Source organism: Halorubrum miltondacostae, assembly GCF_041379815.1.
Classification (GTDB): Archaea; Halobacteriota; Halobacteria; order Halobacteriales; family Haloferacaceae; genus Halorubrum; species Halorubrum miltondacostae.
The window spans coordinates 914692-940925 of the sequence record NZ_JBEDNY010000001.1 but is presented as its reverse complement, the minus strand read 5'-3'; the positions used below and the strand labels follow the sequence as shown (position 1 = coordinate 940925).

The 26234-nt window shown below is 66.7% G+C and carries 33 protein-coding genes and 1 tRNA gene; 25 read left to right on the top strand and 9 right to left on the bottom strand.

Annotation, left to right across the window (positions count from 1 at the left end; genetic code table 11):
- The first annotated feature begins 118 nt into the window (after window positions 1–118).
- Both ABNG04_RS05255 and ABNG04_RS05250 read left to right on the top strand, forming a co-directional pair.
- Window positions 119–1282, top strand: a complete 1164-nt coding sequence (locus ABNG04_RS05255; RefSeq protein WP_371160645.1) for an aminotransferase class I/II-fold pyridoxal phosphate-dependent enzyme — start codon at window positions 119–121, stop codon at window positions 1280–1282.
- The gene (locus tag ABNG04_RS05250; RefSeq protein ID WP_371160643.1) at window positions 1282–1566 is read left to right on the top strand and encodes a hypothetical protein; all 285 of its coding nucleotides are present in this window, start codon (window positions 1282–1284) and stop codon (window positions 1564–1566) included. The genes ABNG04_RS05255 and ABNG04_RS05250 overlap by 1 nt, the downstream gene beginning before the upstream one ends.
- A 16-nt stretch (window positions 1567–1582) precedes the next feature.
- Here the strand turns inward: ABNG04_RS05250 and ABNG04_RS05245 are convergent, their stop codons facing one another.
- Window positions 1583–2284, bottom strand: a complete 702-nt coding sequence (locus ABNG04_RS05245) for a hypothetical protein (RefSeq protein WP_371160641.1) — start codon at window positions 2282–2284, stop codon at window positions 1583–1585.
- A gap of 159 nt (window positions 2285–2443) precedes the next feature.
- Here ABNG04_RS05245 and ABNG04_RS05240 point away from each other — a divergent pair, with 159 nt between their 5' ends.
- Window positions 2444–2821: a translation initiation factor IF-5A gene (locus ABNG04_RS05240; protein ID WP_006112069.1), complete on the top strand. Its 378-nt coding sequence runs from the start codon at window positions 2444–2446 to the stop codon at window positions 2819–2821.
- 6 nt (window positions 2822–2827) lie between these two features.
- On the top strand, window positions 2828–3661 hold the full coding sequence (gene speB / locus ABNG04_RS05235) for an agmatinase (RefSeq protein WP_371160639.1): 834 nt from the start codon (window positions 2828–2830) through the stop codon (window positions 3659–3661).
- 17 nt (window positions 3662–3678) lie between these two features.
- Here the strand turns inward: speB and ABNG04_RS05230 are convergent, their stop codons facing one another.
- Both ABNG04_RS05230 and ABNG04_RS05225 read right to left on the bottom strand, forming a co-directional pair.
- Window positions 3679–3930, bottom strand: a complete 252-nt coding sequence (locus tag ABNG04_RS05230) for a SelT/SelW/SelH family protein (RefSeq protein ID WP_371160637.1) — start codon at window positions 3928–3930, stop codon at window positions 3679–3681.
- A gap of 114 nt (window positions 3931–4044) precedes the next feature.
- Window positions 4045–5658, bottom strand: coding sequence for an amidohydrolase (locus ABNG04_RS05225; RefSeq protein WP_371160635.1), 1614 nt, complete (start codon window positions 5656–5658; stop codon window positions 4045–4047).
- An 81-nt stretch (window positions 5659–5739) separates the two neighbouring features.
- On the opposite strand from ABNG04_RS05225, the gene ABNG04_RS05220 reads away from it, so the two are divergent.
- Window positions 5740–6189: a universal stress protein gene (locus ABNG04_RS05220; RefSeq protein ID WP_371160633.1), complete on the top strand. Its 450-nt coding sequence runs from the start codon at window positions 5740–5742 to the stop codon at window positions 6187–6189.
- A 12-nt stretch (window positions 6190–6201) separates the two neighbouring features.
- On the opposite strand, the gene ABNG04_RS05215 is transcribed toward ABNG04_RS05220, so the two are convergent.
- Together ABNG04_RS05215 and lipP1 are read right to left on the bottom strand one after the other, a co-directional pair.
- Window positions 6202–6657, bottom strand: coding sequence for a cupin domain-containing protein (locus ABNG04_RS05215; RefSeq protein WP_371160631.1), 456 nt, complete (start codon window positions 6655–6657; stop codon window positions 6202–6204).
- Window positions 6658–6761: 104 nt separating this feature from the next.
- A complete protein-coding gene (gene lipP1 / locus ABNG04_RS05210; protein WP_371160629.1) occupies window positions 6762–7724 on the bottom strand; it encodes a LipP1 family hormone-sensitive lipase in 963 nt (320 codons plus the stop codon).
- Window positions 7725–7773: 49 nt separating this feature from the next.
- On the opposite strand from lipP1, the gene ABNG04_RS05205 reads away from it, so the two are divergent.
- On the top strand, window positions 7774–9156 hold the full coding sequence (locus ABNG04_RS05205) for a DEAD/DEAH box helicase family protein (RefSeq protein ID WP_371160627.1): 1383 nt from the start codon (window positions 7774–7776) through the stop codon (window positions 9154–9156).
- Between the two features lie 18 nt (window positions 9157–9174).
- On the opposite strand, the gene ABNG04_RS05200 is transcribed toward ABNG04_RS05205, so the two are convergent.
- Window positions 9175–9570, bottom strand: a complete 396-nt coding sequence (locus ABNG04_RS05200; protein ID WP_371160625.1) for a hypothetical protein — start codon at window positions 9568–9570, stop codon at window positions 9175–9177.
- 65 nt (window positions 9571–9635) lie between these two features.
- Window positions 9636–10334, bottom strand: a complete 699-nt coding sequence (gene udk, locus ABNG04_RS05195; RefSeq protein ID WP_371160623.1) for a uridine kinase — start codon at window positions 10332–10334, stop codon at window positions 9636–9638.
- Between the two features lie 180 nt (window positions 10335–10514).
- On the opposite strand from udk, the gene ABNG04_RS05190 reads away from it, so the two are divergent.
- The 16 genes from ABNG04_RS05190 to ABNG04_RS05115 all read left to right on the top strand — a co-directional run bounded on the left by ABNG04_RS05190 (window position 10515) and on the right by ABNG04_RS05115 (window position 24368).
- Window positions 10515–11243: a CBS domain-containing protein gene (locus ABNG04_RS05190; protein ID WP_371160622.1), complete on the top strand. Its 729-nt coding sequence runs from the start codon at window positions 10515–10517 to the stop codon at window positions 11241–11243.
- A 66-nt stretch (window positions 11244–11309) separates the two neighbouring features.
- Window positions 11310–11858, top strand: a complete 549-nt coding sequence (locus ABNG04_RS05185; protein WP_371160620.1) for a GNAT family N-acetyltransferase — start codon at window positions 11310–11312, stop codon at window positions 11856–11858.
- A 61-nt stretch (window positions 11859–11919) separates the two neighbouring features.
- Window positions 11920–11993 (top strand) — tRNA-Thr (locus ABNG04_RS05180).
- Window positions 11994–12128: 135 nt separating this feature from the next.
- On the top strand, window positions 12129–12344 hold the full coding sequence (locus ABNG04_RS05175) for a hypothetical protein (protein ID WP_371160618.1): 216 nt from the start codon (window positions 12129–12131) through the stop codon (window positions 12342–12344).
- 151 nt (window positions 12345–12495) lie between these two features.
- Complete coding sequence (locus ABNG04_RS05170) at window positions 12496–12990, top strand: hypothetical protein (protein WP_371160616.1); 495 nt, start codon at window positions 12496–12498, stop codon at window positions 12988–12990.
- Between the two features lie 206 nt (window positions 12991–13196).
- Window positions 13197–13436: a hypothetical protein gene (locus tag ABNG04_RS05165; protein WP_371160614.1), complete on the top strand. Its 240-nt coding sequence runs from the start codon at window positions 13197–13199 to the stop codon at window positions 13434–13436.
- 1 nt (window position 13437) lies between these two features.
- On the top strand, window positions 13438–13782 hold the full coding sequence (locus ABNG04_RS05160; protein WP_371160613.1) for a hypothetical protein: 345 nt from the start codon (window positions 13438–13440) through the stop codon (window positions 13780–13782).
- A complete protein-coding gene (locus ABNG04_RS05155) occupies window positions 13782–14234 on the top strand; it encodes a DUF8129 domain-containing protein (protein WP_371160611.1) in 453 nt (150 codons plus the stop codon). Before ABNG04_RS05160 ends, ABNG04_RS05155 begins: the two co-directional genes overlap by 1 nt.
- A complete protein-coding gene (locus ABNG04_RS05150) occupies window positions 14231–14707 on the top strand; it encodes a hypothetical protein (RefSeq protein WP_371160609.1) in 477 nt (158 codons plus the stop codon). The genes ABNG04_RS05155 and ABNG04_RS05150 overlap by 4 nt, the downstream gene beginning before the upstream one ends.
- Before the next feature lie 57 nt (window positions 14708–14764).
- Window positions 14765–15022, top strand: a complete 258-nt coding sequence (locus ABNG04_RS05145; RefSeq protein WP_371160608.1) for a hypothetical protein — start codon at window positions 14765–14767, stop codon at window positions 15020–15022.
- A gap of 3 nt (window positions 15023–15025) precedes the next feature.
- Window positions 15026–17800, top strand: a complete 2775-nt coding sequence (locus ABNG04_RS05140) for a hypothetical protein (protein ID WP_371160606.1) — start codon at window positions 15026–15028, stop codon at window positions 17798–17800.
- Between the two features lie 65 nt (window positions 17801–17865).
- Window positions 17866–18564, top strand: a complete 699-nt coding sequence (locus ABNG04_RS05135; RefSeq protein ID WP_371160604.1) for a hypothetical protein — start codon at window positions 17866–17868, stop codon at window positions 18562–18564.
- 38 nt (window positions 18565–18602) lie between these two features.
- The gene (locus ABNG04_RS05130; protein ID WP_371160602.1) at window positions 18603–19400 is read left to right on the top strand and encodes a homing endonuclease associated repeat-containing protein; all 798 of its coding nucleotides are present in this window, start codon (window positions 18603–18605) and stop codon (window positions 19398–19400) included.
- A gap of 988 nt (window positions 19401–20388) precedes the next feature.
- Window positions 20389–23181: a BGTF surface domain-containing protein gene (locus tag ABNG04_RS05125; protein WP_371160600.1), complete on the top strand. Its 2793-nt coding sequence runs from the start codon at window positions 20389–20391 to the stop codon at window positions 23179–23181.
- 501 nt (window positions 23182–23682) lie between these two features.
- Entirely contained in the window at window positions 23683–23829 is a 147-nt protein-coding gene (locus ABNG04_RS05120) for a hypothetical protein (protein WP_371160598.1), read from the top strand.
- 56 nt (window positions 23830–23885) lie between these two features.
- Window positions 23886–24368 (top strand): aminoacyl-tRNA deacylase, encoded by a 483-nt coding sequence (locus tag ABNG04_RS05115; RefSeq protein WP_371160597.1) that lies wholly within the window; start codon window positions 23886–23888, stop codon window positions 24366–24368.
- A gap of 58 nt (window positions 24369–24426) precedes the next feature.
- Here ABNG04_RS05115 and ABNG04_RS05110 read toward each other — a convergent pair whose 3' ends face one another.
- Both ABNG04_RS05110 and ABNG04_RS05105 read right to left on the bottom strand, forming a co-directional pair.
- A complete protein-coding gene (locus ABNG04_RS05110) occupies window positions 24427–24687 on the bottom strand; it encodes a hypothetical protein (protein WP_371160595.1) in 261 nt (86 codons plus the stop codon).
- A complete protein-coding gene (locus ABNG04_RS05105; protein WP_371160594.1) occupies window positions 24680–24925 on the bottom strand; it encodes a hypothetical protein in 246 nt (81 codons plus the stop codon). The genes ABNG04_RS05110 and ABNG04_RS05105 overlap by 8 nt, the downstream gene beginning before the upstream one ends.
- On the opposite strand from ABNG04_RS05105, the gene ABNG04_RS05100 reads away from it, so the two are divergent.
- From ABNG04_RS05100 to ABNG04_RS05090, 3 genes are read left to right on the top strand one after another with little or no spacing between them, the layout of a single operon-like run.
- Entirely contained in the window at window positions 24866–25534 is a 669-nt protein-coding gene (locus ABNG04_RS05100) for a hypothetical protein (protein WP_371160592.1), read from the top strand. The genes ABNG04_RS05105 and ABNG04_RS05100 overlap by 60 nt on opposite strands.
- The gene (locus tag ABNG04_RS05095) at window positions 25531–25752 is read left to right on the top strand and encodes a hypothetical protein (RefSeq protein ID WP_371160591.1); all 222 of its coding nucleotides are present in this window, start codon (window positions 25531–25533) and stop codon (window positions 25750–25752) included. The genes ABNG04_RS05100 and ABNG04_RS05095 overlap by 4 nt, the downstream gene beginning before the upstream one ends.
- Window positions 25749–25886 carry a hypothetical protein gene (locus ABNG04_RS05090; protein ID WP_371160589.1) on the top strand — a complete coding sequence of 46 codons (138 nt, stop codon included), beginning with the start codon at window positions 25749–25751 and terminating at the stop codon, window positions 25884–25886. Before ABNG04_RS05095 ends, ABNG04_RS05090 begins: the two co-directional genes overlap by 4 nt.
- The last annotated feature ends 348 nt before the right edge of the window (window positions 25887–26234 follow it).

The following is a 26234-nucleotide window of genomic DNA, read 5'->3' as shown; positions in this document are numbered from 1 at the left end:
GCGGTGGTGACGGGCGATGCGGGCGGTGCGGCCGCGCCGGCCGTCGGACGCCGTCGATCCGGCCAGAGACGCCGCCCACAACCACAGCACATAACCTCGCGCCCGCCCGAATACGGGTATGCGCATCGACCCGTTCGGCCTCGAACGCTGGTTCGCGGAGTACGAACACGAGGCCGACATCATGCTGGCCGAAAGCGGCATCCGGTCGCTCGACGCGAGTCGGTTCGACCTCGACCCGGGGACGCTCGGCTACGTCATCCCGACGAACGGCGACCCCGAGTTCCGGGCGGCCGTCGGCGACCGCTACGACCGGTCCGCCGACGAAGTGCTGTTCACCTGCGGGACCCAAGAGGCGAACTTCCTCACCTTCCTCTCGCTGCTCGGCGACGAGGCCGCCGTCGACGGCGGCGGAGGCGCCGCGTCGCCCGAGGGCGTCGGCTCCGGCACGCACGCCGTCGTCGTCACCCCGACGTACCAAGCGCTCCACGCCGTCCCGGACGCGTTCGGCGACGTGACCCGCGTCGAGCTGGAGCCGCCCGAGTGGGAGCTGGACCCCGAAGCCGTCGCCGACGCGGTCCGCGACGACACGGCTGTCATCGTCGTGAACAACCCGAACAACCCCACCGGGCAGTACCACGACGAGGCCGCGATGCGCGCGGTGTACGAGGTCGCCGTCGAGCGCGACGCCTACCTGCTCTGCGACGAGGTGTACCGGCTGCTGGCCGAGGAGCCGCAGCCGCCCGTGGCGAGCTACGGCGCGCACGGTATCTCGACGACCAGCCTTACGAAGGCGTACGGGCTCGCCGGGCTCCGGTTCGGCTGGATCGCCGGGCCGGAGCCGGTCGTCGAGCGCGCGTGGCGCTGGAAGGACTACACGACCATCTCGCCGAGCCTGTTCGGCCAGCACGTCGCGAAGCAGGCGCTGGGCCCGCAGGAGGACGATATCCTGACGGCGAACCGCGAGCTGGCGGCCGCCCACCGCGAGACGGTCGCGGAGTGGGTCGACGACCACGACCTCGACTGGCTCGACCCGGTCGGCGTCAACGCGTTCGTGACGGTCCCCGACGGCTTCGCCGACGCGGAAGCGTTCTGCCGGACGGTCGTCGAGGAGGCGAGCGTCGTCCTCGCCCCCGGCCACCTGTTCGGCTTCCCGGACCGCTTCCGGATCGGCTTCGGGCTGCCGACCGACGAGCTGGAGGAGGGGCTCGACCGCGTCAGCGGCGTGATCGCCGAGCACGCGCCGCCGACCGACTCGGCCGCGACGACCGGAGGTGACGCCTGATGGGGTTCTTCGGCGATCTCAAGGACGATGTGGTCGAGTTCGTCCGCAACCCGACGGACGAGCAGAAGATACTGGTCGTCGCGGCGCTCGCCATCGCGGTCGCGGACCGCGGGCTCTACTTCGTCGACTTCCCGTTCGTCGTGCGGACGACGGCCGCGGTCGGGGTCGGCTTCATCGTCATGTTCGTCGTCAGCTACCTGTACACGGGGCAGCTCGTCCCGCCGGACGGGAACGTCGGCAACGACGACGAGCCGGAAGAGTACGTCGACGAGCTCGACCCGTAGGAAGTTTCTCCGGACGCTACGTCGCCGCGGTCGTCGCCGCCGCGCCGGCCGCCGCCGAGCCGTCGCCGGTCCCGTAGTTCAGCGCCTCTCCCCAGTCGACGGGCGGCACGCCGGGGTCGCCGTCGTCGCCGGCCGCCACGTCGGCGCGGAGGTCGCGGTGGTCGTAACCGGGGTCGCGGAGGCGCTCGGCGAGTTCCGGCGTGACCGCGACACGTTTCACCGTCCGGCCCACGCCGCCGAGCGAGCTGTCGTCGAGGCCGAACTCCACGTCGTACCCGCGGACGTGCGCGTCGTCGAACTCCTCGTGGAGCGCCGCGGCCGCGTCGGCGGTGTGGCGGTACACGCCGTCGATCCCGGGGTCGTCTGTCGCGAGCGGAACCCGGATTACCGGAACGTAGACCGGGTCGCCGTCCGCGTCCGTCGCGACCTCGTGGAGGTGCGCGGCGGTCGGAACGTCGGCGTCCTCGCGTATCGGCGCGTCGGTGGGGGCTGGGAGTTCGCCACCGAGCGCGTCGGCGACGCGGTCGACCCGTTCGTCCGACGAGCGATAGACGTACGCGACGATGCCGCCGAGGATCGCGAGGCCGGCTCCCGTGACCGCGACGACGACCGCGAACTCGCCGGCGGTCAGGGGTGCTCCGGCCGCGCCGGACTGCGACGGGATGGCGGCGACGGTCCGAATCGTTTCGTCGATCGGAGTGGGAACGGTCGGGGACACGCCCGGCGATCCTCACGGGTCTCAATTGAGCGTTTCTCATCGCCGCGGTCGGTGCCGACCGACCGCGCCGCGGGCCGTCCACGCGGTTGGACGCCGTCTCGGGCCGGATAGCGGCGGCGTTCCAAACCGTTTATACACGCGCCGGCGGAATTAGCGCCTATGCCGCGAGAGCAGAAGCAGGTTCGCGAACTCCAGGAGGGAAGCTACGTGATGATGGACGACGCGCCCTGTAAGATCAACCATTACAGCACCGCCAAACCCGGCAAACACGGCAGCGCGAAGGCCCGCGTCGAGGGGAAGGGCGTCTTCGACGACAAGAAGCGCTCGCTCTCGCAGCCGGTCGACGCGAAGGTGTGGGTCCCAATTATCCAGCGCAAGCAGGGACAGGTCGTCAACGTCAGCGGCGACGAGGTCCAGGTGATGGACTTGGACACCTACGACACGTTCACCATGCGCATCCCCGAGGGCGAGGACTTCGCCTCGGACGACAACATCGAGTACCTCGACTACGAGGGCCAGCGGAAGATCATCGGGTAATCGGCGATGTTCCCCGGGGCGACGACCGACCGCGAAGCTGCTTCCTACGTGGTCGTCGGCGCTCCGCTCGACGCCACGACCACGTTTCAACCGGGCACCCGGTTCGGACCGGACCGGGTCCGGCGATTCGCCGAGACGTACGACGACTACGACCATCGCACCGAGAGCGACTTCTCCGCGCTAGGCGTCCACGACGCCGGTGACGTGCGCCCGTGGGACGACGTGCCGGCGTACCTCGACCACCTCGCCGCCGAGCTGCGGAGCGTCGTCTACGACGGCGCGGTCCCCGCGCTCGTCGGCGGCGAGCACACGGTCACATACGCCGGCGCGAAGGCGGTCGACCCCGATACGCTCGTCGTCTGTGACGCGCACCTCGACCTCAGAGACGAGTACGACGGCAACCCGTGGAACCACGCCTGCGTCACCCGCCGGTGCCTCGACGACCTCGGGGTCGACCGCGCCGTGATCGTCGGCGCGCGGACCGGATCCGAGGCCGAGTGGGACCGAGCGGCCGACGCCGGCGTCGAGGTCATCGCGCCGGAGGACGCCCGCGAGTGGATCGACGCCCTCGACGCGGACGATGCGTTCGCGGGGCAGTCCGTCTACTGTTCCGTCGACATCGACGGGCTCGACCCCGCGTACGCCCCCGGGACGGGGACGATGGAACCGTTCGGACTGGAGCCGCGGACGGTCCGCGACCTCGTCCGCGCGGTCGCGCCGCGCGCCGACGGGTTCGACGTCGTCGAGGTGAACGACCGCGACGACGGGCAGGCGGCGGCGCTGGCCGCGAAGCTCCTGCGGGAGTTCGCGTACTCGCACGCGGCCGCGGCGACCGAGTAGCCGCGCTCGACGGCCGGTTACGACACCTCGGAGAGCCGCCGCCGCGCCGCGGTCACCGCCTCCATCGAGTCGATCCACTCGCGGGGGTCGGTACACCAGATGCGGTCGCCCTCGACACTGACGCAGAAGACGGAGTCGGTGGAGGGCGACAGCGTGACGCGGTCGACGTCGGGCCGGTCGCCGAGGTACGCGTCGATGAGCCGTCGGGCGGTCTCTGCCTCGGAACGGAGGCGGTTCCCCGCGGCGTACTCGATGGCTATCTCTGCCATGCGCCCTGCTTAGAACTACACAATTAATAGTTATCGTTTTCTGGCAGCGATTGCGGATATCGGCGTCGCGGCTCGTCCCCGTTCCGCGCGTTATCGTTCCGCCGGTGCCGTCGCCTACCGCCCGTCGAACACGACGTCGCCGTCGACGACCGTCAGCGCGACATCGATCTCGTCGATTGCGTCGGATCGCTCCCACGGCGACACGTCGAGAGCGACGAGGTCGGCGCGCTTCCCGACCTCGACCGTCCCAAGCCGGTCCTCGTCGAAGCCCGCGTACGCAGCGCCGCTCGTGTACGCGCGCAGCGCCTCGGTGACGGTGAGCCACTGGGCCTCGGCCGGCGCGTTGACCGCGTGGTGAACGCCGAACAGCGGGTCCATCGGCATCCCGTCGGAGCCGAACGCGAGCCGGACGCCCGCGTCGAGCATGTCGCGGTACCGGTTCGTCTCGGCCGTGCGCTCGGGGCCCAGTCGCTCCTCGTAGAGTCCGCCCGCCTGCGCCCACTTCAGGAAGTTCGGCTGGACGCTCGCGACCGCGCCCGTCTCCGCGAACCGCTCGATCGCCTCGTCGTCGGCCAGCTCGGCGTGCTCGACGCGGTGGCGCGCCTCGCCGGCGTCGGTCCGCGAGGCGTCCTCGTAGGCGTCCAACACGGCGTCGACCGCCTCGTCGCCGATGGCGTGGGCGGTGAACTGGAACCCCGCCTCGGTCGCGGCCGCCACCGTCTCGTTCAGCTCGTCGGGGTCGACGACCCACTGGCCCGTCTCGTCGGGCGCGTCCGCGTACGACTCCGAGAGGCGCGCGGTCCGACCGCCGAAGCTCCCGTCCGTGTACGACTTGATCGCGCCGGTCTCGACCATCTCGCTCCCGGAGTTCGTCGCGAGACCGACCTCGCTGGCCGCGTCGAGGTGGTCGCTCCAGTAGTTGATCCGGACGCGGGCGGTGAGCTCCCCCGCGGCGTCAAGGTCGCGGTACACCCGGGGGGCGTGCGAGTCGCGGACCATGTCGTGGAACCCGGTGATCCCGCGGGCGGCGCAGCCGTCGAGCGCGGCCTCGACGACCACGCGCGTCTCGCTCGGTCCCGGTTCGACTGCCCGGTAGACCGGGTCGATCGCGGCTTCGAGCAGGACGCCGGTCGGCTCGCCGTCGTCGTCCGTCGGCACGGTCTCGTCGGGCGCGTCGGCGAGCGCGTCCGCGAACCGGTCGAGCGCGACGCCGTTGACCGCCGCGACATGCATGTCCTCGCGGAACGCCGCCACCGGGCGCTCGGTCGAGACGTGGTCGAGGTCCGCGCGGGTCAGGTAGCGCGACTCCGCCCACGTCGACTCGTCGTAGCCGTAGCCGAGCACCCAGTCGCCGGATTCAGCGTCGTCGTCAGCGCCCGCGTCGCCGTCGCTCTCGGCGCGTTCCACTTCCGCCGCGCGCTCGGCGAGCAGGTCGACGGCCTCGCCCGGCGCGTCGGCCGCGGAGAGGTCTGCGTGGACGAGGTAGCGCCCCACGGTTGTCAGGTGGGTGTGCGCGTCGACGAACCCGGGGAGGAGCACGCGTCCGTCGAGGTCGATCACGTCCGTGTCGACGCCCGCGAGCAGTTCCACGTCGTGCGTGCGTCCGGTCCGGACGATCTCGCCGTCCCGCACGGCGACGGCCTCACGGACCGCGTCGCCGCCGTCGTCCGGGTCCGCGAGCGTGTGTACCTCCCCGTTCACGAAGATCCGGTCCGCAGCCTCGGTCATGGAGGTTCGGCGGGCGCACAGCGTGTTAACCGTTCGGGAAACGGCGACCGATTTATTCGGACTCCCGGCGAACCGTCGCGTATGTATGACAACGTCCTCCTACCCACCGACGGAAGCGTCGGCGTCGACCGCGCGACAGACCACGCGATTGACGCCGCCGACCGGTACGACGCGACGCTCCACGTCCTCTACGTCGTCGACAGCGACGTGATAAACGCCTACTCCGGCGACGAGTTCGTCGACGGCGCGGAGGGGGCCGAGGAGACGCTCGAAGAGACCGGCCGCGAGGCGCTCGACGCCGTGGCACAGCGCGCCCGCGACGCCGGCGTGGAGACGGTCACCGCCCTCCGCTACGGCGTCCCGCACGAGGAGATCCTCCGGTACGTCGACGAGGAGGACGTGGACCTCACGGTGATGGGGTCGAAGACGCGTTCCGGGGACTACCGCCGGATGCTCGGCTCGGTCACCGAGCGCGTCTCGCGGCAGTCGACTGGCCCGGTGAGCATCGTCAAGACGACCGTCGAAGCCTGAGTCTCAGCGGCCTCACCCCTCCAGTTCGGCGCCGCACTCCGGACACTCGAGGTCGAACCCGTCGTCGCTTGGGACGGCGCGCATGTCCTCGTGTCCGCACTCCGGACACTCCTGCGGGATCCGCACGTCCTCGCTGTCGCGGGGCGCGCCCAGCGCGAACGCGACGACCGCCTCGTCGCCGTCGTTCTTGCCCGACTGGAACTCGCCGGGCGCGAACCGGATCGCCTCGCCCGCGCCGACGCGCACGTCCCCGTCCAGCGTCTCGAAGGTCGCCTCGCCGTCGACGACGACGAATATCTCCTCCTGGTCCATGTGGGCGTGGAGCCCGCCGGAGAACCGCTCCCCCGGATCGAGTCGATAGCGGTTGAGCGCCACGTCGGTCGCCCCGAGCGGGTCCGACAGCCCGCGGCGGTCGACGTCGCTTCCGAGGGCGCTCGGCTCGACCTCGTCGATGGAGATCCGTTCCATACGCGTCGGGTCGGCCTCGCGGGGCTTATAGCTTCGACCTCACCGCACGCAGCGGTCTCCGCCCGGCGAGCGCGTCACCGTTGAGTGGGTGTTTCGCGCGCCGCTCACAGCCGCTCTCGCGCGTCGGCCGCGACGGCGGCCAGCGCGGTCTCCGCGGTCGCCACCCTGTCCGCGAGGCTACAGAATCCGTGCGCCATCGCCGGGTAGTGGCGGTGCTCGACCGGAGTCCCCTCGCGCTCGAACCGGTCCGCGAGCGCGACGCCATCGTCCCGCAGGGGGTCGAAGCCAGCGGTGACGACCGTCGCGGGCGGGAGGCCACCCAGGTCCGCCGCCTCTAGCGGGACCGCGTACGGGTTCGCTCCGTCGACCGGGCTCCGCAGGTACCGCTCGTAGAACCAGCGCATGTCCTCGCGCGTGAGCAGCGGGCCGTCCGCGTTCTCCCGGTACGAGTCCGTCTCGAAATCGCGACCGGCGATCGGGTAGAGCAGGAACTGCCCGGCGGGCGTCGGCGGATCGCCGAACTCCCGGGCGCGGAGCGACGCCGCGACCGCGAGCGCCCCACCGGCGCTGGTGCCCGAGACGCCGATCCGGTCGGGGTCGACGCCGAGCGCGCCCGCCGTCTCGGCGACCCACTCCAGCGTCGCGGCCGCCTCGTCGACCGCGACTGGGAACGGGTGTTCCGGCGCGAGCCGGTAATCGACGGAAACGACGACCGCGTCCGCGCGGACCGCGAGCTCGCGGCAGATCCCGTCGACCGAGTCGAGCGTGCCGAGCGTCCAGCCGCCGCCGTGGAGGTGGACGAGGGCGCGGGCCGCCTGGTCGCCTTCTCCGCCCGTCGCTTCCGTCGCTCCTCCCGGGCGGTGCACCCGGACCGGCACCTCGCCGTGCGGGCCGTTGAACGCGAGGTCGCGCACGTCGTCGACGGGCGGTTCGGACGGGCCCGAGAACAGGTCGTCTTCGAGGCGGCGGGCGGCGTCGACCGAGAGGTCGCTCCACGCCGGCAGCCCCAGCGACTCGATCTCGGCGATCGCCGCGGCGAGGTCCGGATCGAGTTCGTCCGCGCGCATGGGGGACCGAGGCGGTGGGCCTTTGTAAGTCGGTCGGCAACTCCGGGCGATGGACGTCCGGCTGACCTACGAGGACGGGACGGTCCGGGTCGACGCGGACGCCGACCTCGGGCCCGACGCGCTGCCGCCGCTCCCCGGCGTCGAGACCGACCCGCGGACGGGGACGGGCCGCGCCCCGGCGCATCGGTACGCCGAGCTTCGGCGCGCGCTCCGAGTGGCGGGCGTCTCCGTCGGCGATCGGGTCCTCGACGCGAGCGAGCGCGCCGCGAGCGAGGCCGGACTGCCGGACGCGCTCGCCACCGACTACGACCTCCGCGAGTATCAGCGAGCGGCGCTCGACGCCTGGCACGACGCGGGCGACCGCGGCGTGCTCGAGCTCCCGACCGGGGCCGGCAAGACCGTGATCGCGATCCGCGCGATGGTCGACCTCGGCGTCCCGACGCTCGTCGTGGTCCCCACGGTCGACCTGCTCGACCAGTGGCAGCGCGAGATGGAGCGCGAGTTCGACGCCCCGATCGGCCGGTTCGGCGGCGGCGAGCAGCGACGGGAGGCGATCACGGTGTCGACGTACGACTCCGCGTACCTGAAGGCGGACGGCGTCGGCGACGCCTTCGAGTTCGTCGTCTTCGACGAGGTCCACCACCTCGGCGGCGAGGGGTTCCGCGACGCCGCGCGCCTCCTCACCGCGCCCGCGCGGCTCGGCCTCACGGCCACCTTCGAGCGTCCGGACGGCGCGCACGAGGCGGTCGCGGCGCTGGTCGGCGACCGCGTCTACGCGCTCGACGTCGACGACCTCGCTGGCGACCACCTCGCACCCTACGACATCCGCCGGATCGAGGTCGAACTCACCGACGCGGAGCGCGAGCGCTACGAGGCGAAGCAGGGCACCTTCGTCGAGTACGTCCGCGACGCCGGGATCACGTTCACCAGCGGGAGCGACTACCAAGAGCTCGTCAAGCGCTCCGGCAACGACCCGGCCGCCCGCGAGGCGCTCCTCGCGAAGCAGGACGCCCGCGAGATCATGATGAACGCCGAGCGGAAGGTCGAGCGGCTCGGCGAGATCCTCGACCGCCACCGCGACGACCGCGTCATCGTGTTCACCGCCCACACCGACCTCGTCTACCGGCTCTCCGAGCGCTTCCTGCTCCCCGCGATCACCGCCGAGACCGGGGCGAAAGAGCGCCGCGAAATCCTGGAGCGGTTCCGCGACGGCACTTACGCGCGGGTCGTCGCCGCCAACGTCTTAGACGAGGGGGTCGACGTGCCCGACGCCAACGTCGCGGTCCTGCTCTCCGGCTCGGGCAGCGAACGGGAGTTCACCCAGCGGCTCGGTCGCGTCCTCCGGCCGAAGGAGGACGGCGGTCGGGCGACGCTGTACGAACTCGTGAGCGCCGAGACTGCCGAGGAGCGCGTGGCGAGCCGGCGCCGGTAGCCGACCGTCGCCGACGAGTCACTCCGTGTCGCGGTCCCGCCGGAGCTCCCTGACGCCCAACAGTGCGTACGCCGCGCTGACGAGCCGGAGGAACGTATCGAACCCCGGTTTCCACTCGACCGCGTCTGGGTCCTCGTAGAGGATCCGCCCCGCGATCGCACGGTACGCCGGCGGAACGACGAGGAGGACGGTTCCGAAGGCGCCGGTGACGTACATCGCCAGGGCGTAGACCCGCCCGCCGATCAGGGCGAGCGCGACGACGGCCGCGCCTTCGGCCCGAAGCGTTGGGCGCGTCCCCCGTCTCGGTTCGACGTCGTCTAGATTCTCGACGGCGACGCGTTCGAAGGCGGCGACGATGCGGTCCGGGGCCAGCACTGTGAGCTCGCCGAGCGCGCCGACAACTGCTCGGATCATAGTCGGAAATACGCGACGGGGCTAATTAGTCGCCCCCGCGGTTCTCTCGCTTTGAGAAGGTCGGCTCAGTCGTCGCCGTCCATGTCGAGCGAGCGCTTCTCGCCCAGCTCCGATTCGAGGCTGCCGCGCTCCCAGCTCCTGACCGCGTCGCCCTCGACTTCGGCTCGCAGCTTCTCTTCGAGGAGGTTCACCGCGACGCTGTTAGCGCCCTCCGGGATGATCACGTCGGCGTGTTTCTTCGATGGCTCGATGAACTGCTCGTGCATCGGCTTCACCGTCGAGAGGTACTGGTCGATGACGCCCTCCAGGTCGCGGCCGCGGTCGATCACGTCCCGGCGGATCCGGCGCAGGATCCGCACGTCGGCGTCGGTCTCGACGAAGAGCCGCAGGTCCATCATGTCGTTTATCTCCTCGTCGTACAGCGCCAAGATTCCCTCCAAGACGATGACGTCGGTCGGCTCGACGGTGACGCGCTCCTCTTTCCGGTTGTGGATCTCGAAGTCGTACTGGGGCATCTCGACGGACTGGCCCTCCAGGAGGGCCTCGAGGTGTTCCCGGAGGAGCTCCCACTCGAACGCCGAGGGGTGGTCGTAGTTGACCTCTTGGCGCTCCTCGAACGCGAGGTGCGAGAGGTCCTCGTAGTAGTTGTCCAGCGGGATCCGGGTGACGCTGTCGCCGAGGTCGCGGGTGACGAGCCGGGAGACCGTCGTCTTCCCCGCGCCCGTCCCCCCCGCGATCCCGATCACGAACGAGGGAATAGCCATATTGGCGTTCGAACGCCGGAGGGTTTGAACACTCTCCTTTCATCCTCGCGTGCGGCCGCCGATCGCGCCGTACGCGCCTCTGACGCCGGATGACATGCGAACCGATCGCATACGTACGAGCGGCGCGGATAAAACGCTACCGGGGGCATCTTTTAGCCGATAAGAGCGGATCCGAGTCGTATGCGAACAGATACCACGGTCCGAGACGTGATGCATCGCGAGTTCCTCGGCGTCAGCGAGTCGGACTCGCTCCCGGAGGCGGCCGCGCTGCTGGTCGACGAGGAGACGAACTGCTTGGTCGTCGTGCGCGGCGGCGAGCCGGTGGGGCGGTTGGAGTCTCGTGACGCGCTCGACGCGCTGCTCGACGCGACCGGCGTCGCCGCCGCGTCGGAGGCAGAGACGGATCCCGCCGACCTCACTGTCGGAGACGCCATGGGCCCGCCGCTGCCGGCGGTGTCGCCGGACGACTCGCTGGCGGCGGTCGAAGAGCGCCTCGTCGCGGAGGGCGCGGACCGGGTAGTCGCGGTCGACGACGGTGCGGCGGTCGGGATCGTGACGGACGGCGACGCGCTCGCCGCGGGCGCGCCGCGAACCGGGGCCGGCGCCGACGGGATCGGCGGCGAGGCGGCCCCGGGCGAGCCGCGAGCGGACGGGGCGGCCCTGTCCCCCGCGGCGGATTCCGGCGCGGAGCGCGGCGCGGCCGCGACGATGGACCCGGAGGCGACGACGGACCGCGGCGCGGCCGGTTCTGGAGACGGCCCGGCCGGGAGCGACGGCAGCGGCGATCCGGTCGCAGAGGCCGCGAGCGGGACCTCGACGCAGGGGGTCTGCGAGAACTGCGGCGCGCTGGTCCCCGACCTCGTCACCGCGAACGGGCAGGCGGTCTGCCCGAACTGCCGCGAGATCTGAACCGACTCCGAAGCGACCGACACGACGGTCGGCAGCCTCAACACGCCGCGAGCCGAAGGTGGGCGCATGACCGACACCGACGTCCGGGTCGAGCCGGCGACCGCCGACGACGCCGACGCGGTCACCGACATGTGGGTGGCGCTCGCCGCGGGCCAGCGCGAACACGGGGCCACGCTCCGGGCGGAGGCGAACCGGGCGACCGTCCGCGAGTGGGCGGCGCAGTCCGCCGTCACTGGCGATCTGCTCGTTGCCCGGGACCCGGCGGCGGCGACACCGGACGGGGGCGACGGGACCGACCTCGTGGGCTTCGTCGGCTTCTCGCTCGAACGCGGCGACTACGAGCGCGACGCCGCCCGCGGGACCGTCAGCAACCTCTTCGTGGTGCCCGACCGGCGGGGCGAGGGGATCGGCGCGGCGCTGCTCGACGCGGCCGAACACACGCTCGCCGAGCGCGGCGCGGACCGCGTGGCGCTGGAGGCGCTCGCCGACAACGACCGCGCCCGGGCGTTCTACGCGGACCGGGGCTACGACCGCCACCGCGTCGAGCTGACGAAGTCGCTGGGCGACGGGGACCCGGACGATGAAGGGGGCGGAGCGACGGGAGAAAGCGACTGACGCCGGCCGGGTTCGCGGAAAGCGACACGCACTCATAGGAGGACCGAGTACGGCCGCACGCGCCAGGGGAGCATGGGTGGTTCATGCACTCGACTTGTAATCGAGACTTCCGGGGTTCAAATCCCTGCCCTGGCTCTATCAACTTTCTGAACAATCCCACGCGGATCCGCACCCCGGTGGGGTTGTGCGTCCTGTCGAGAGTCAGGTAGTTACACCACATGCCGCGATAGCGGATGCTGCGGCGACGTCCGGAACGGAGGTGTGCGCGTGATGGCGGTCGTCTACGCGGCGCAGATTCAGACGGCGATTAAGCAGGCCATCTACCGGTCCGACAACGCCGTCACCCGCGGTGAGCTCATCGAGGGCGTCACGCTCGAACTCGGGATCGAAGACGAGCGCGTCATCGAGCAACTCGACAAGCTTGACCGGCGCGGTGAGGTGTATCACGTCGGTGACGGCGGTGACGCAGAGGTGCGTGTCCCGTGACGGGGATTATTGACCGTGATGAGCCCTGCCCGCGCTGTGGTGCTGTCGCTGGTCGCGAGCTTAATGACGGCTCGATTGAGTGCGTCACCTGCGGTCACGTAGCTGTGGACCCGTTCATCGTCGCGAAGCGGTCGCTGGGGGTGCGTTCGCAATGAACGACGCTTCGGAGGCGCTCGACCACGCCGCGTTCCGCCAGCTCGTCTGGGGGCTTGTCGACGGCGACTCGTCAGAGTACGACACTATCGTCGAGGCCGTCCACGAGATCGTCGAGGAGAACCAACAGCTCCGCGAGCGCGTTGCTGAGCTCGAGGGACTTGTCGATCCTGATCCAGGTGCGACCGACTACCAGCAGCTGACGAAGCCACAGAAAGTCAGCCGCGTTCGGTCAGCACTCGTTGAGGAGGCTGAGAAGCGTGGCGGTCGCGCTGCGCTCCAGTACGACGACGTGAAGTGGCTCTTCGACGGGTACCCCTCGGCCGGTCACTGTTACGACCTGATGGAGCGTGCCGCCGACCTAGACGGCTTCGCGTACGACCGGCCGAGCGGTGATGGCGGTCAGAAACGAGTTCGCGTGAATCTCGACGGTGTGAACGATCTCGAACGCTTTCACGCCGTGAATAACGGCTCAGCCGAGGAGGATCGCTGAGATGCCGCTCTACCACTCCACTATCCCACCGCCGTTGATTTAGATCCTACTTACGTTGTGATGGAGTATGTAAATAAAGAAGCGTTAGCGACGGGTACGATGAGAGTGGAACGGGTCGGAGCGGGCTGAAGGCGGCCGAACCCGTTATTCACGGCGTGAAAGCACCCTCGTCTCGTGCCGGTCGCTGACACCGAGATCATAACACGATGTCAGATACGGACGATACGACTGAGGAAGCGACCACTGACGACTACTCAGACGATGTCGGGCTCGCCGGGACGGCGGTCGGGGTTACTCGACTCGACGGCACGGAGACGCCAGGGATTATCCGCGGTACCGAGGACATCGAGGTTAGCGGCCGGACGCTCGCGACGCGTGTGGTCGTCGAGGTTGAGGACGCTGATCTACCTGTTAACACTGCCGCCGACCGCGTGGAGGTGATATAACATGTCGTCGTCGCTGTCGGCAGCTGAGATCGAAGAGCGGATCGAGAAGGACAGCGGGCCACTTAACGAGAAAGTAATAGTGAAACGGTCGACAGCCGGGACTCGGACAGTCTATCACAACGCCGATGATCCGTGCTACAACGTCGACGCCACCGGGTACCGCGCTGGCCCGGAGAGGATCACCCGGAAAGAAGCTCAAGAGCGTGGGCTCGCCCCCTGTCGCGGGTGTATCATCGGCCGAGAAATTCCAGAAACCAAAGACAACGAGCTGTACGAGCGGGCGAAGCACTTCGACCCGGACGTCCATGACAGCCTTGCTGACGTCGACCTTGGGGGTACAGACTGATGCCGGCGACTGGACAGCACAACGAACAGTCGACCCATACACCAGATCCGTCGCTCGAGCTCTCGGCCGAACACGGTGAGAACCCGGCGCGATTCCTCGATGTCGAGATCCACGTCGACAGTGGTTCTGGAACATCCGGCGAGCTCATGTTCGCGCGTATCCGTGGGATTCAGACAATTGCCCTCGTCCGCTACTGGGTCGCGATGGAGCGCCGCCTAGCGTCAATAAGAGATCGCGATCCGCGTGAGCGAGTACTTCAGGCGCTCGCACAGCGTGAGCGCTACCTCGACGAGCACGGCGAAGGGCTTCCGCAGACCGGGATGACGCCGTCAGAGCGCCGCGAGGTGGCCGCCGAGCGTGACGCCGAGAGCGTGGCAGTGCTCCTCGACAAGGACGGCGAGGCGGTCTCGTGGAGCAGACAGGAGGGCGCGACCGTGGAGGCGAGCCGATGAGGTCGAAAGTCCCATCTGAAGAGTTGAAGCAAGAGGTCGGAGACGTCCCGATCAGTGCTCACACACTCCAGTCGCCGCAGACGTACAGCATCGGGCTCAACGGCCTCGACGCGCAGACAGGGTACGAGGCCCGCGCGACCGCCGACGCGGTGAACGACGACGCGACCGACGCCGGTTCGATCCTCTCGTTCACGACCGACGCGCCGTCCGGTCTCGAGGAGGAGTTCGACAACTTCAACCAGTGGAACTTTCAGGGCATCAGCAGCAGCGGTGCGCCGATCTCCTCAGCGCGCGTCGCGCCGAACAGCACGAACGGCACGGCGATGTACGCCACCGAGGACATAGGTCACGGACAGGAAGTTTCGGAGTTCAACAAGGCGATGACGTGGAATTTCGACGTTAACCAGCAGTACTCGCGGGTCGTGTGGCACTACAACGAGAACAGTGGCGGGCAGGGCGGCGTCGGTATGTGAGGCCTCGACGGGAGCAACAACCGCGTCTTCGCCGTCGGCACGTCGAACCCCGACCCGGTGTTCTTCAAGAACGGCGACACGAACACGTTCAACGCGACCAGCGCGGACTACGGCAATTGGTACAAGTGGCAAATCGACATCGACTGGGGCAACAACCAGTACTCGGTCGACTGGAACAACGGCGAGGTGGTAAACAGCAACAACAGCTTCGACGGCAGCCCCAACAACCTCGCCAAGCTTGCGTGGGGCGCATTCGGCAGCAACATGAACGGCTCGTTCGACCACTACCAAGACGACTACCGGGTGAGGCTCTGACCCATGCCCGTCCAGTTCACCACCGACCTGCCCGACGAGGACCAGCCCGCCCTCGGCAACGGCGTCGAGGATGAGGTCGCCATCGACCGCGAGAGCGCGACGACGAACAACGGCGAGACACGGCTCCAGATCCGCGAAACCGGCGCCCAGTCGTGGGCGCCGTCGGCGACCGGGTTCGCGGAACAGACGGTCGCGTTCGGCACGCTCACGACCCAGTTTACCGGCCGCGAAGACGGCGAGGAGTATGAGGTGCGGGCGCGCTCGGAGACGCAAGACGTCACGGGCGAGTGGACGGCACCCGTCTCGATCGTCACGAAGTTCCCCGGCGCGGTCAACCTCACGGCGACGGCGATCGACGAGACGACCGTCGAGCTCACCTGGACGGACCAGGACGACAACGAGATCGGCCAGGAGGTGATCCGAGAACGACTCGGGCCGGACGGCGACTGGTGGCCTCAGCGCGTTGTCGCCGACGCCGGAGCGAACACGGAGGCCTTCGTCGACGACACGGCGCAACCGGACGAGGAGTTCCGCTATCGTATCCGGGCGTTTACTGACGACACAGCAGCGACGTCGGACACGGATACGGCGGCGACGAGCGGGATCGGGCTCTCGCGCCGCCGCATCCCGGCGAGCGGGTGGTACGTCGAGATCGAGACGGACGCCGGCGAGGTGCTCCGGCCGTCAAGCATCCTCGACAGTTCGCGCCCCGACCCGCGCGTCAACGACGTGCCACGTGTCCGGGTTGACGTCCCGGCTGCGGACCGGTGGCGACGACCGGAGATCGAGCGGGCGACCATGCGCGTCTGGAAGGACGGCGACCGCCTGCCGATCGACCGCGTCGACGAGGTTGAGCAGTCGCCCGAGACGGTGAAGCTCGTCGGGCGTGGCGGGACGGCGCTCGACGAAGTCGTCTCCTACGACGTCGATGAGCTCACCGACACCGACGACTTCATCCGGACGATCCTCTCGGACGCGGGCATCCCGCACGACGTCGACGATCCCGCCTCGGACGTGCGTGACGATGTCTCCGTCTTGACCGCCCCTGGTATCAGTGAGCTCGTCGATGCGTTCACCAACGTCGACGGAACGACGGGCAACACGATCCCGATCCAGGCGAACGCCGACGCCGGCGCGCTTGAAGTTCAGCAGACAGTATGGACGCGCTCGGCGCGGTTCGCGAGTACAATTAACGCGCCGATCGACGACGCTGACCCGCCGTCGGGGACGTACTGGCAGGACCGCGCCTTCCGGCTGGAGTCGCCGGGCGACCGCATCGCGTGGACGTTCGAGTCGACCTGGAAGTGGGACGCGGCCGACCTCGCCGCCTACATCCGCGCGCACACGCCGACAGGCGAACATCCCGAGTTCGAGGTCCGTGTCGACGGGACGACAGTGGATGTCTTCTTCGAGAACGCGATACCCTCAGCGTCCGACCCCAGCTGGATTGACTTCCCGCCGAACGGGCCGCAGTTTGACGGCGTCACAATCGAGGGGTTAACCACGGTCGAGATTGAGGTGACGAGCAGCGGGTCGGGTGCGCTCCTCGTCGACGGTGGCGGGCTTGACTCGCAGTTCGAGTCGGTCGGGTGGGGCTCATCTGTCGACAGCGACGGCAACATCAGCGGCCCGCCGCGCTACCCGAGCGCGGTCGACCTCGTCACGAAGGACGTCGGCACGATCGAGCAGGTCGTCGGTGGGTCGCTTGACGTTGAGCTCAACTACACGGTGAACGGCCAGGCCCTCGCCGTTTCGAACGACGGCGGCGACAGCTATCAGACCGCGAGCAACACCGAGTCGCTGACGGCACCATTCGCGTCAGGCTCGACGCAACTCCGGGCGCGTGTGACACTCTCGCGTTACGACGATGGCGGAGAGAACCCCTTGACTGGGAACGCCGGGCAGTCTATCTCGAACCTGTCACTCGCCGCATCGGTCGACGACACGCCGTTTATCGAGTCGGAGGCGTTCGAGGACACGATCGCGAACCTGCTCATGACGTTCGCGGAGCGACAGCGGTTCATCTGGGAACAGCAACCGTCGCCCCCTGGCGGCGACGTCGACGCGCCCGGGACGGTGGTCGTTTCGCAGGTCGGCCACCGCGAGGCGACGACAGACGAGGCGGTCTCGGACTTCACCGTCGCGACCGACGTGAGCGAGCTGGTCGAAACCGTCATCGTGTACGGCCCGTCGCGACAGGTGCGGGATAACCGCGTGGTCCTGAGCGGCCTCAGCTACGTCGGCGTTGGCGACGGCTACCTCAAGCCCGGCTCCGTCCGCGTGTACCAACCGGTCAGTGATGGGGCGGACACCGTCTACGAGGAAGGTAGCGACTACACTGTCCTGCCGAACGAGGGCGCCATCCGCCGTGTCTCGGGGTCAGCCATCGCGGACGGTGAAGAGGTCGCGCTCGACTACGAGACGAAGCGACGCTCGGAGTACACGGTCCCCGACGCCGACGGCACCGGCGACACGATCCGCGAGACGGCGACGAACGCCGTTACGCAGCAGGCGCTTGACCAAGCGGCACTGTTCGCCGCGAAAGAGTTGAGCGACCCGCAGTACGAGGCCGAAGTCGAGCTCGTGACGACCGACATCGGTTTCAACCTTGTCGACGCGCTCGGCACGGTGGATGTTCCAACCGACCAGACGCTGGAGGTCAAAGATGTGACCGTCAATGACACGTCGATCACGGTGACGCTCGGCGCTGGTGAGACCACGCGGGGCGTGTTCCAGAGCATCAACCGTCGCTTCTCCGGCCTCGCCGAGCGGCTCTAACGCGACGACCGATGACTGCCCGCCGGGCGCGCAGGGCGTGAGGCTCCACCGTCGCGCCCGTACTCATGCTCCAACCAGCCACCGATACCCTGAGACGCATCGCTACCGGCCCGGTCGCGACCGCCGACCTCTGGGGCCCGGTCGTCGCCCCGCTCGTCGCGCTCGTGCTCTTTTTGCTCGCTCGCCGACACCTCGGTGGGTGGTCCGACCTGTGGCGCGCACGGCGCCTCGTGCTGCCCGTGGTCGCGCGTCTCGCCGGCGGCGAGTACGACGACGTCGTCGACACCGTGGATGACCGCACGGCCGTCGACGTCGAGGCCGCCGTCGACGAGCTCCCTGAGAAGACCGGGTTGCCGCTCCAGGCGCGTGAGTACGTCGGCACGATCGACGCGCCGCCCGCACAGGTGCGCGCGGAGCTCCGGTCGATGGAACGTGTCTACCCGAACACGCTCGCTTCCATCCAGTTCGACGTCGTCGACGGGCGTCGTGTCTGGGAGGTCGGCAGCTACGCCTACCGGCCGCAAGGTTTCCTCGCCGTGTGGCAGTACCACGTCCGCCTGACGCCCGCGCCGGACGGCGGGACACGTCTCTGGGCGCACTACGAACGGTCGGCACTACGGCAGCCTGTCCGGCACTACAACGGCGAGGGCTGGGACGACGACCGCGGCGTCAGGGAGATCGCGTCACTGTTCGCGAGTGACGACCGATTCAGGCCGAGCGACCGTGCTATCGACCTCGTCGATCGCGACGCGCTCATCGCTTGACCGAACACTCATACGCCCCACAGATCTTCTCTTCAGCCATGCCACGATACTCCGACGCCGACCTCCTCGAGGAGATTCGGCGCGTCGCCGACGTCGCCGACACCGACAGCGCGCCCTCCCTTCAGAACTTTCGCGACCACAGCGACATCGCCGACACGACCGTCCTCCGTCGCTTCGACTCGTGGAACGCCGCCGTCGTCAAAGCGGGGTTCGAGCCGAACGATCCTCAACAGCGCATCCCCACCGAGGACCTCATCGCCGAACTCCAGCGCCTTCGCGAGGCAGTGGGTCACGCCCCGACGATCGACGAGATGATCGAGCAGGGCAACCACTGGCCCTCAACCTATAAACGGCGGTTCGGCTCGTGGGCCGAGGCGCTCGATGCCGCCTTCGACGACATCAATGGCGAGGCCGTCTTCGAGTCGCGAGCTGAGACCGAGCCTGACGATCCGGGAACGCCCGGTCCGCACGTCTCAGGTGAAACGCTCCTTGAGGACCTCCGAGCGCTTGCGGACGAGCTCGGCGAGCCACCACGGTTCAAAGAGATGGTCGAACACGGGGACCATCGCGCACGCACGCACACGAAGCGATACGGGTCGTGGGCCGAGGCACTCGAAGCGGCTGGGCTTGACCCGGACGCGCGCTCGGGTGGCACTCAACAGGTGTCGACTGATCAGCTGCTCGCCGATCTCCGCCGACTCCGTGATGAACTCGGTCGGGTGCCGACCGCGACCGACGTCGTCGAGGAGGGGACCCACGGGATCGCCACCTACCAGCGGCGCTTCGGCTCGTGGAGTGACGCGGTCGAGGAGGCGTTCGAGGAGTCGGACGCGTGAAAGCCGGTGGAGACGCCGGCGGTGGGAGGACGGGTCAGAGGAGTTGCCAGCGCCACCGGGTTGGGCGTCGAATCGCAGACGACGAGGACAGCCCCTACCAAGAACTAGTTCCAAGTCGCCTGAAGGGCGGAAGGCCCACTCTATATTGGTCGTAATGCTCCGTTAGGCGTTTCGATCGCGGGTCGTCGGTTACGCTCGGCCGCTGTGTCTCTCCCCCGCATCAATTTTGAAAACAGCCGTCTCAGTCCTTCTACCGCGTGTGATAAGCGTTATCACACATTTCAACACCCCACAAAGCATTTATACCGAACGAATGAAATACCGTTCGCAGCCCTACCCGCAGGCAGAATGCGATACCAACTGTGAGTAATCCAAGTCAAGTCTGGTCGCACTACGACGATGATGCCGGCGATGATGAGCGGGCGACCGAGATGCGGACAAAGCACAGGTGTCGCGACGCAGACTACAACAACACACAATGACAAACGACAATAAGACACGCAAGAAGGCTAATTCAGTCTTCTTTGCGGCGGTTATGGTCGTGTCCATGTTCGCTGCCGGCTTTGCAGCTGCTCCGGCGGCTGCGGCCGTTACAGGCGTGGGCACGGCTCCCGGTGACATCACTGTCGGTGCCTCCAATGCGAGTCACACGATTGGTGGTGTCAACGTAGACAGTGCTAGTACAAATGTCGAAATCAACATTTCCGAAGCTGGCCTGAATGGCGTTGATCTTAGTGGTGTCAATAGTAGCACCATCTCGGTCAACCCGCTAGGCAGCTCGGGCGCAACGTTAAACAACTACTACTCCGGCAATAACACTGCCGAGGTTTCGATCAGTAGCACGGCAGCCAGCAGCGGCGCGGAATTCGACCTGACGGTTGGTGGGCTTGACGCTACTGATGCTTCACCGACAAGCACGGTCAATTACGATGTTTCGCAGGGTGGATCCTCCACTCAGACATCGTTCAGCCTTGTTGGTGTTGAAGACGTGGTTGTTCCGCAGCCGGTAACCGAGAACAACAACGGCGCGATCAACGTATCCGTCGAGCATCCCACCACCGACCCGGCCAACATCACGTACTTCGCTACGGACAGTGACGGGAATACAACGACTGGTACGATCACAGTCGCCGCTGGTGGTCCGAGCAATGCGACCATCGACCTCAGTGGCTTCGCGTCCGCGGATGACGATATTACCATCCACGTTGTCGGGCCGGCTACCACAGGCGCTAATGACCTTAGCGCCTCCAGTTCGGTCTTCCAGGCACGCACCACGTTCACCGTCAGCGAGGACGGTGACGTCTCGACTACCGAGACCAATCTCGACGGTAGCCTCTACTGGATCGGCCAGGAGGTTGAGGTTAACCTCACCGGAACTGGCGTTGTTCCTGGTGAAACCATCGACATTCGGAGCGTCGAATCGCGCAACAGCGGGAACCCGTCCACAACGGGTCAGGCCCGCTCGGTGAAGGTCGGTGCCGGTCAGACTATCGTCATCGACACTGACCGCCTCCGCGGAGAGGGCTTCTACGTCCTCCGTGCGCCGAACGGTAGTTTCCTCGGCCCGAACGGCGGCGCATTCGGTACCTCTACTGGCAGCGCGATGACCGAGTTCGAGGTCCTGACGCAGGACCTCACCACGGACTTCGCCGAGGACGAGGCTAACGACAACGAGAAGATCGACGTTGACGTTTCCTCGCTCCGCTCTCAGTTCAACGTTGAGGTCTCCGGTACCCTCAACGGGAACGACCTCGACGAAGAGGAACTCGAGAACATCTTCGACGATGCCGGCGCGACCGGCCTTGGCGACGGTGACGACGACACGGCGCTCATCACCGGCGTTGAGGACGGCGACGCCTCGTTCGTCGGTAACTTCACCGATGTCGACGGCGGCGACTACAGCTTCGACTTCGCTGTCGAAGACAGCACCGCCGAAGACTCCGCCTCGATCAACGTGAGCGAGCTCGGTGACGGCGAACTCTCGCTCGACCAGAACGTCTACACCGAACAGCAGGGCGACGTCGCCAACATCACCGTCCAGTTCGAGGGCGACTCTGATGGTGGCTCCCTCATCATCGGTGACGAGGACGACGTTGGCTACCAGGCGAACGTCTCCATCGACGCCGACGGTGAGGACGAGGTCGCCATCCTGTTCAACACGTACGCGGCTGGCTCGTCGGGTAACGGCTCCGTGGTTCGCCTCGCGAACCCGAGCCAGACCGACGCGTCGATCAGCCTCAGCGACCAGACGACCATCAGCGACGTCCTCGCTGACGGCGACTACTCACTGTCCGTGAGCAGTTCCAGCAGCTTCTCGGACACGCTGGACAGCCCGGACACGCTCGGCACGCTCGTCATCGAGCAGCGTAGCGAGCCCACCCAGCAGCTCTGGACGGCCTCTGACAGCACGGTCGACGACATCGTCTCCGCGGCCAACGACGATGACGAAGACGTGTTCGCAGAGCTGACCAGCCAGATCGAAGACAACAACGTCACCCAGACCGGCACGGTCGCCGAGGGTGACCAGGTTATCCACCAGATTGGCGCTGACGGCCTCTCTGGTCTCCTCGACAAGGAGGATACGGATGACGCGACGGCCGCGCTCCGTGGTGCACTTAACAACAGCACTGGTATCGGTGGCGGAATCAGCGGTGACACCTCGCTGAACCTTCGCGTTCAGCAGACCGACGATTCGACGACCGCCAACCAGGACCCTGTTGAGCTTCAGGACAACATCACGGGCAACATGACGGTCTTCGCGAACGCGACGACCGACAACATCTACGTTGTCTACGACATCGACGACACCGTCGCGGCCGACGGTGACGAGTTCGATGCGCGCTTCCGGGTTCAGGACCAGCGGCTCCTCAGCCCCTCGGACAGCGACCGCGAGGAGCTCTCGAACAGCGAACTCCGTAACGAGTACTACCAGAGCGTGACCTCCACGTTCAGCGTGGAAGAGCGTGACTTCGAGTTCGACCAGGACCCGTTCAACGTCTCGAACGCTGAGGGTCAGGTCGTCTCGGGTACGTCGAACGTCGCGCCCGGTACCGAAGTGAACGTCAACATCCGCTCGGACTCGGGCACGAGCCCGTCGTTCGTCAAGACGGTCGAGAGCGTGCGCGTCACGACTGACGGCACGTGGGAGGCCGAGTTCGACTTCAGCGACACGAATGTCAACGACGAGTACACGGTCACGGTCCGGCAGTCGGGCCTGAGCGACAACCCGTCCGTTGACGGCACGGTCGTTGATGCGGTCGAAGAGTCCGCGAACTTCGCGGTCTCCGAGCTGAACCCGCAGGACGTGACCGCGACGGTCGGCGACGCGCTGACCATCACGGCCACGGTCGAGAACACCGGTGACGCCGAGGCCACCCAGACTGTCGAGTTCCGCGTCGGCGGTGACGCGGTCGCCAGTCAGGACGTGACCCTCGGTGCCGGTAACAGCACCACCGTCGAGTTCGCGGACGTCGACACGTCCGGTCTCGAGGCTGGTGACTACGAGCACGGCGTCTTCACGGACGACGACGAGGAGACGGCCACGCTCACCCTCGAAGCCGCGGACGACGGTTCCGACGGTTCCGACGGTAGCGACGGTTCCGACGGCAGTGACGGTTCCGACGGCTCCGATGGCTCTGACGGCTCCGACGGTTCCGACGGTAGTGACGGATCCGACGGCTCCGACGGCGAGACCGAGGACGGCACGCCCGGCTTCGGTGCGCTCGTCGCACTCGTCGCGCTCATCGCCGCTGCGCTGCTCGCGACCCGCCGCAACGAGTAACATCGCTGCCTACGGTCGCGACTCGTAGCTTCCAACCATCGGCCCTCGCGGGTCGACCCACACGCGGTATTTCTTTATCTGACTCACCCCAACTAGCGACGGCGCTAGTGGGTAGTCTGCTTCGATATTACTGACACAATATCCAGTCTGGCCGGTGTGTTTTTACTCTATTAAACAGACGAGTGTGTACCGGCCCGAACAGGCCATGTCGCTAATCGGCGTGACATTCGATTCGGGTGACACACCTTGCTTCGGGCTGGCTCACTCTGCCGGCTCGCTGGCCGACGCTGCGTATTGTCGACCTATATCGGCCTGCCCGGTGAGAAACCGCAAGCAGCGGCGCTTACGGTGGAGAACCGGTGTTTTGAACAGACGTACAAAACGCTACGTGTTGGTGACGCCGGCCACGTCGGTACACTTGCGTGTCGCTCAACTCAACAGCGCGTCCCGCGCCTGCTTTAATTCGCTCACGTCGTACTATTCGTTACCGCCCTGGTCGCCGTGGCCTTCCTTCACGAGTTCGCGGAACGCGCCCTTTACCACCGGCTCGGGCGCGTCCGGTGCGACGCCGAGGACCTCGTGCGGCTCCTGGTCGGGCTCGGGCTCGACCGCGATCACGTCCGGGCCCGACTCGTCTCCCAGCGGTAACCAGGCGGTTTTGATCGTGTTTGATTTTTATTATTGAAGACACACTATGGAGCGACATGACACAAACGGAAATCACGGAGTATCTTCGCAATCGTGGAATCGAGTACAGCTTGTTGGAGCACGATAGCGATGCGTTAACCTCTGAGAAGGCAGCTGAACTACGCGACGTGGCCCTCGTTGAAATGATTAAATCGATGGTGTTTTTGGACGACCAGCGGGACGTAATCGTTGCGATTGTTCCAGCCGAGATGAAAGTTGATCTTGGTGCCCTCAGAGACACAGCAAATATTAGCAGTCTAAAATTCGCTGACGAGGAAGTCATAGAAGGAGAACTCGGGTATACTATCGGAGCAATACCACCGTTCTTCCCTGATAACGACTGTCCGATTTACGTAGACTCCGAAATATTCCAGAACAACAAGGTCAATTTTAGCAGTGGCCGTCCGGACGCGGGTGTTGAGGTCGAGCTATCTGAATTTGAGCGGATTTTAGAGGACTTCAATACAGAGAGAGCATCGATCGGCGATCCTCAGGAGTAAAAGAAACGCTAGGATGTCAACTGTTCTGTTACATTCACAGAAGACGAACGGGTGAGGGCTAGGCGTCCCCCTGTTCGTACTCTTCTGCGAGATTTCGCGTCTCCTCGATGACCGACTGCTCGACTTCAGCCTCGGGCACCTCGATCGCGGCTTCAATTGTCGGTACGGTCACCTTGGGCACCTCAACGTCGATCGAGTACGGAATCGCGAGCTGGTGTGGCGCCAGATCATCGGGCTCGGTCTTCCGCTGACGCTGTTCACCCGATCGCCAGTCGAGTACGAGGTACCCCTCAAACGTCTCCGTCTCCCCGTCACTCATTGTCGAGCACCTCACAGGCTGCGCGGACGTGTCGCCGGAGCGCGTCGACGTTCTGGTCCTCGATCGCCCTGCCCGCGGCGCGGACGTGTCCCTTCAGCTCCTCGACGTCGTCGTCATCGGCGAGGTCGTCGCGAGGATCGTCGACGAGCTCGTAGAGACCTGGCGCAATCTTCTCGACGTGGTTGTGTTCGACGAGTCGTTTCAGACGCTCGCTCGCGTAGGTCCGGGAGACGCCCATCTGGTCCGCCGCGTACTGTGGGGTGACGCGCCCCTCTCGGAGGACGTCGAGAGCGAGACGATCTACGTCTCAGATGACTCGATCATCACCGAGACGGAAGAAGCGACAGAGCATGTCTACTGCGAGTGGATCGCCGACCTCACCGAGGGCTGGCTCGGCGGCAACCGCTCGGACGGCGACTGGCTGTTCGAGGCGCTCGGCGGTGCGAAAGGCACGCTGTTCCACCGCGCCCAGATCGACGTCGACGGCTTCGCGGCGTACCTGAGCGATTACCCGAACGCGGACGCGTGGAACGTCACGCAGACGCGGAGCTTCGACGCTGACGACGATGCCGAGGAGTCGGTGATCGCGTACCACGACGCCGCCCACCTCGCGGACACGGGGGGGAGTCGCGACACGGTGATGCTCGGCTTCGAGTACCACTGGAATGAGGGCTACACGCGTGGCGTCGTCTCCGAGAGCGGCTACGTCGCGCTCTTTGATGGTGGCGACCGGGCGGGCACGTACGCGGCGTTCATCAACTCGGAGATATTACCGTTCGCGAGCCTCCCCGAGGAGTACCAGGGCGCGCTCACGGACGTTCGCGAGGACACGGAGGGCGAAGCATGAATCTCGACATCCCCGGCGAGTACGAGGACTGGCCGTTCGAGGCGCCGGCGTTCGTTCTCGCCGAAGCGAACACGGCCGCCGACCTCCGTCAAGAGATCGACTCGCTGGCCGGGATGAAACACGACACGGAGATGGACACCCACCAGCGGTTCACGAACGACGAGCTCGTACAACTGGTGATTGCGCTTGGTGGGCCGCAGGAGAGTGATCGTCCATGAGCGAAGCCGATGCGCGCGATGAGGTACGCACTGTCATTCAACGGCACGCCGCTGAGCTAGACGCAGAGGATCTTCGTGACATCGCTACTGATCTTGAATCAACTGCTGAGAAGTGGGGCGGCATCGATGTGTAGTGCGCAACTACTGCCGCAGATTCACGGCTCACGGGCGGCTAAACCTGCGGACACTGCGGAGTCACGCTTTGTCATTACCCAATGCGATGCGGAGTGCCTCTGCCGGCTTGCCATCGTTCAACAACTCTCGAACCGTGTCTTGGCGTTCGCACGGAACCAAGTCATGAGCCAGCAGATCACGGGTAACGTCAGCACACTCTTGTCGAAACGGACCTCTTCTGTCAGTATCATGTGCGGTGTTGTCTACCATGGAGGGCGGTATAAAACAACACTACACCGGAGATATAATAAAACTTCAGTGCTAGGACAATTAAGGAGTCATTCTAGCTGCCACTTTTGCTATATTAT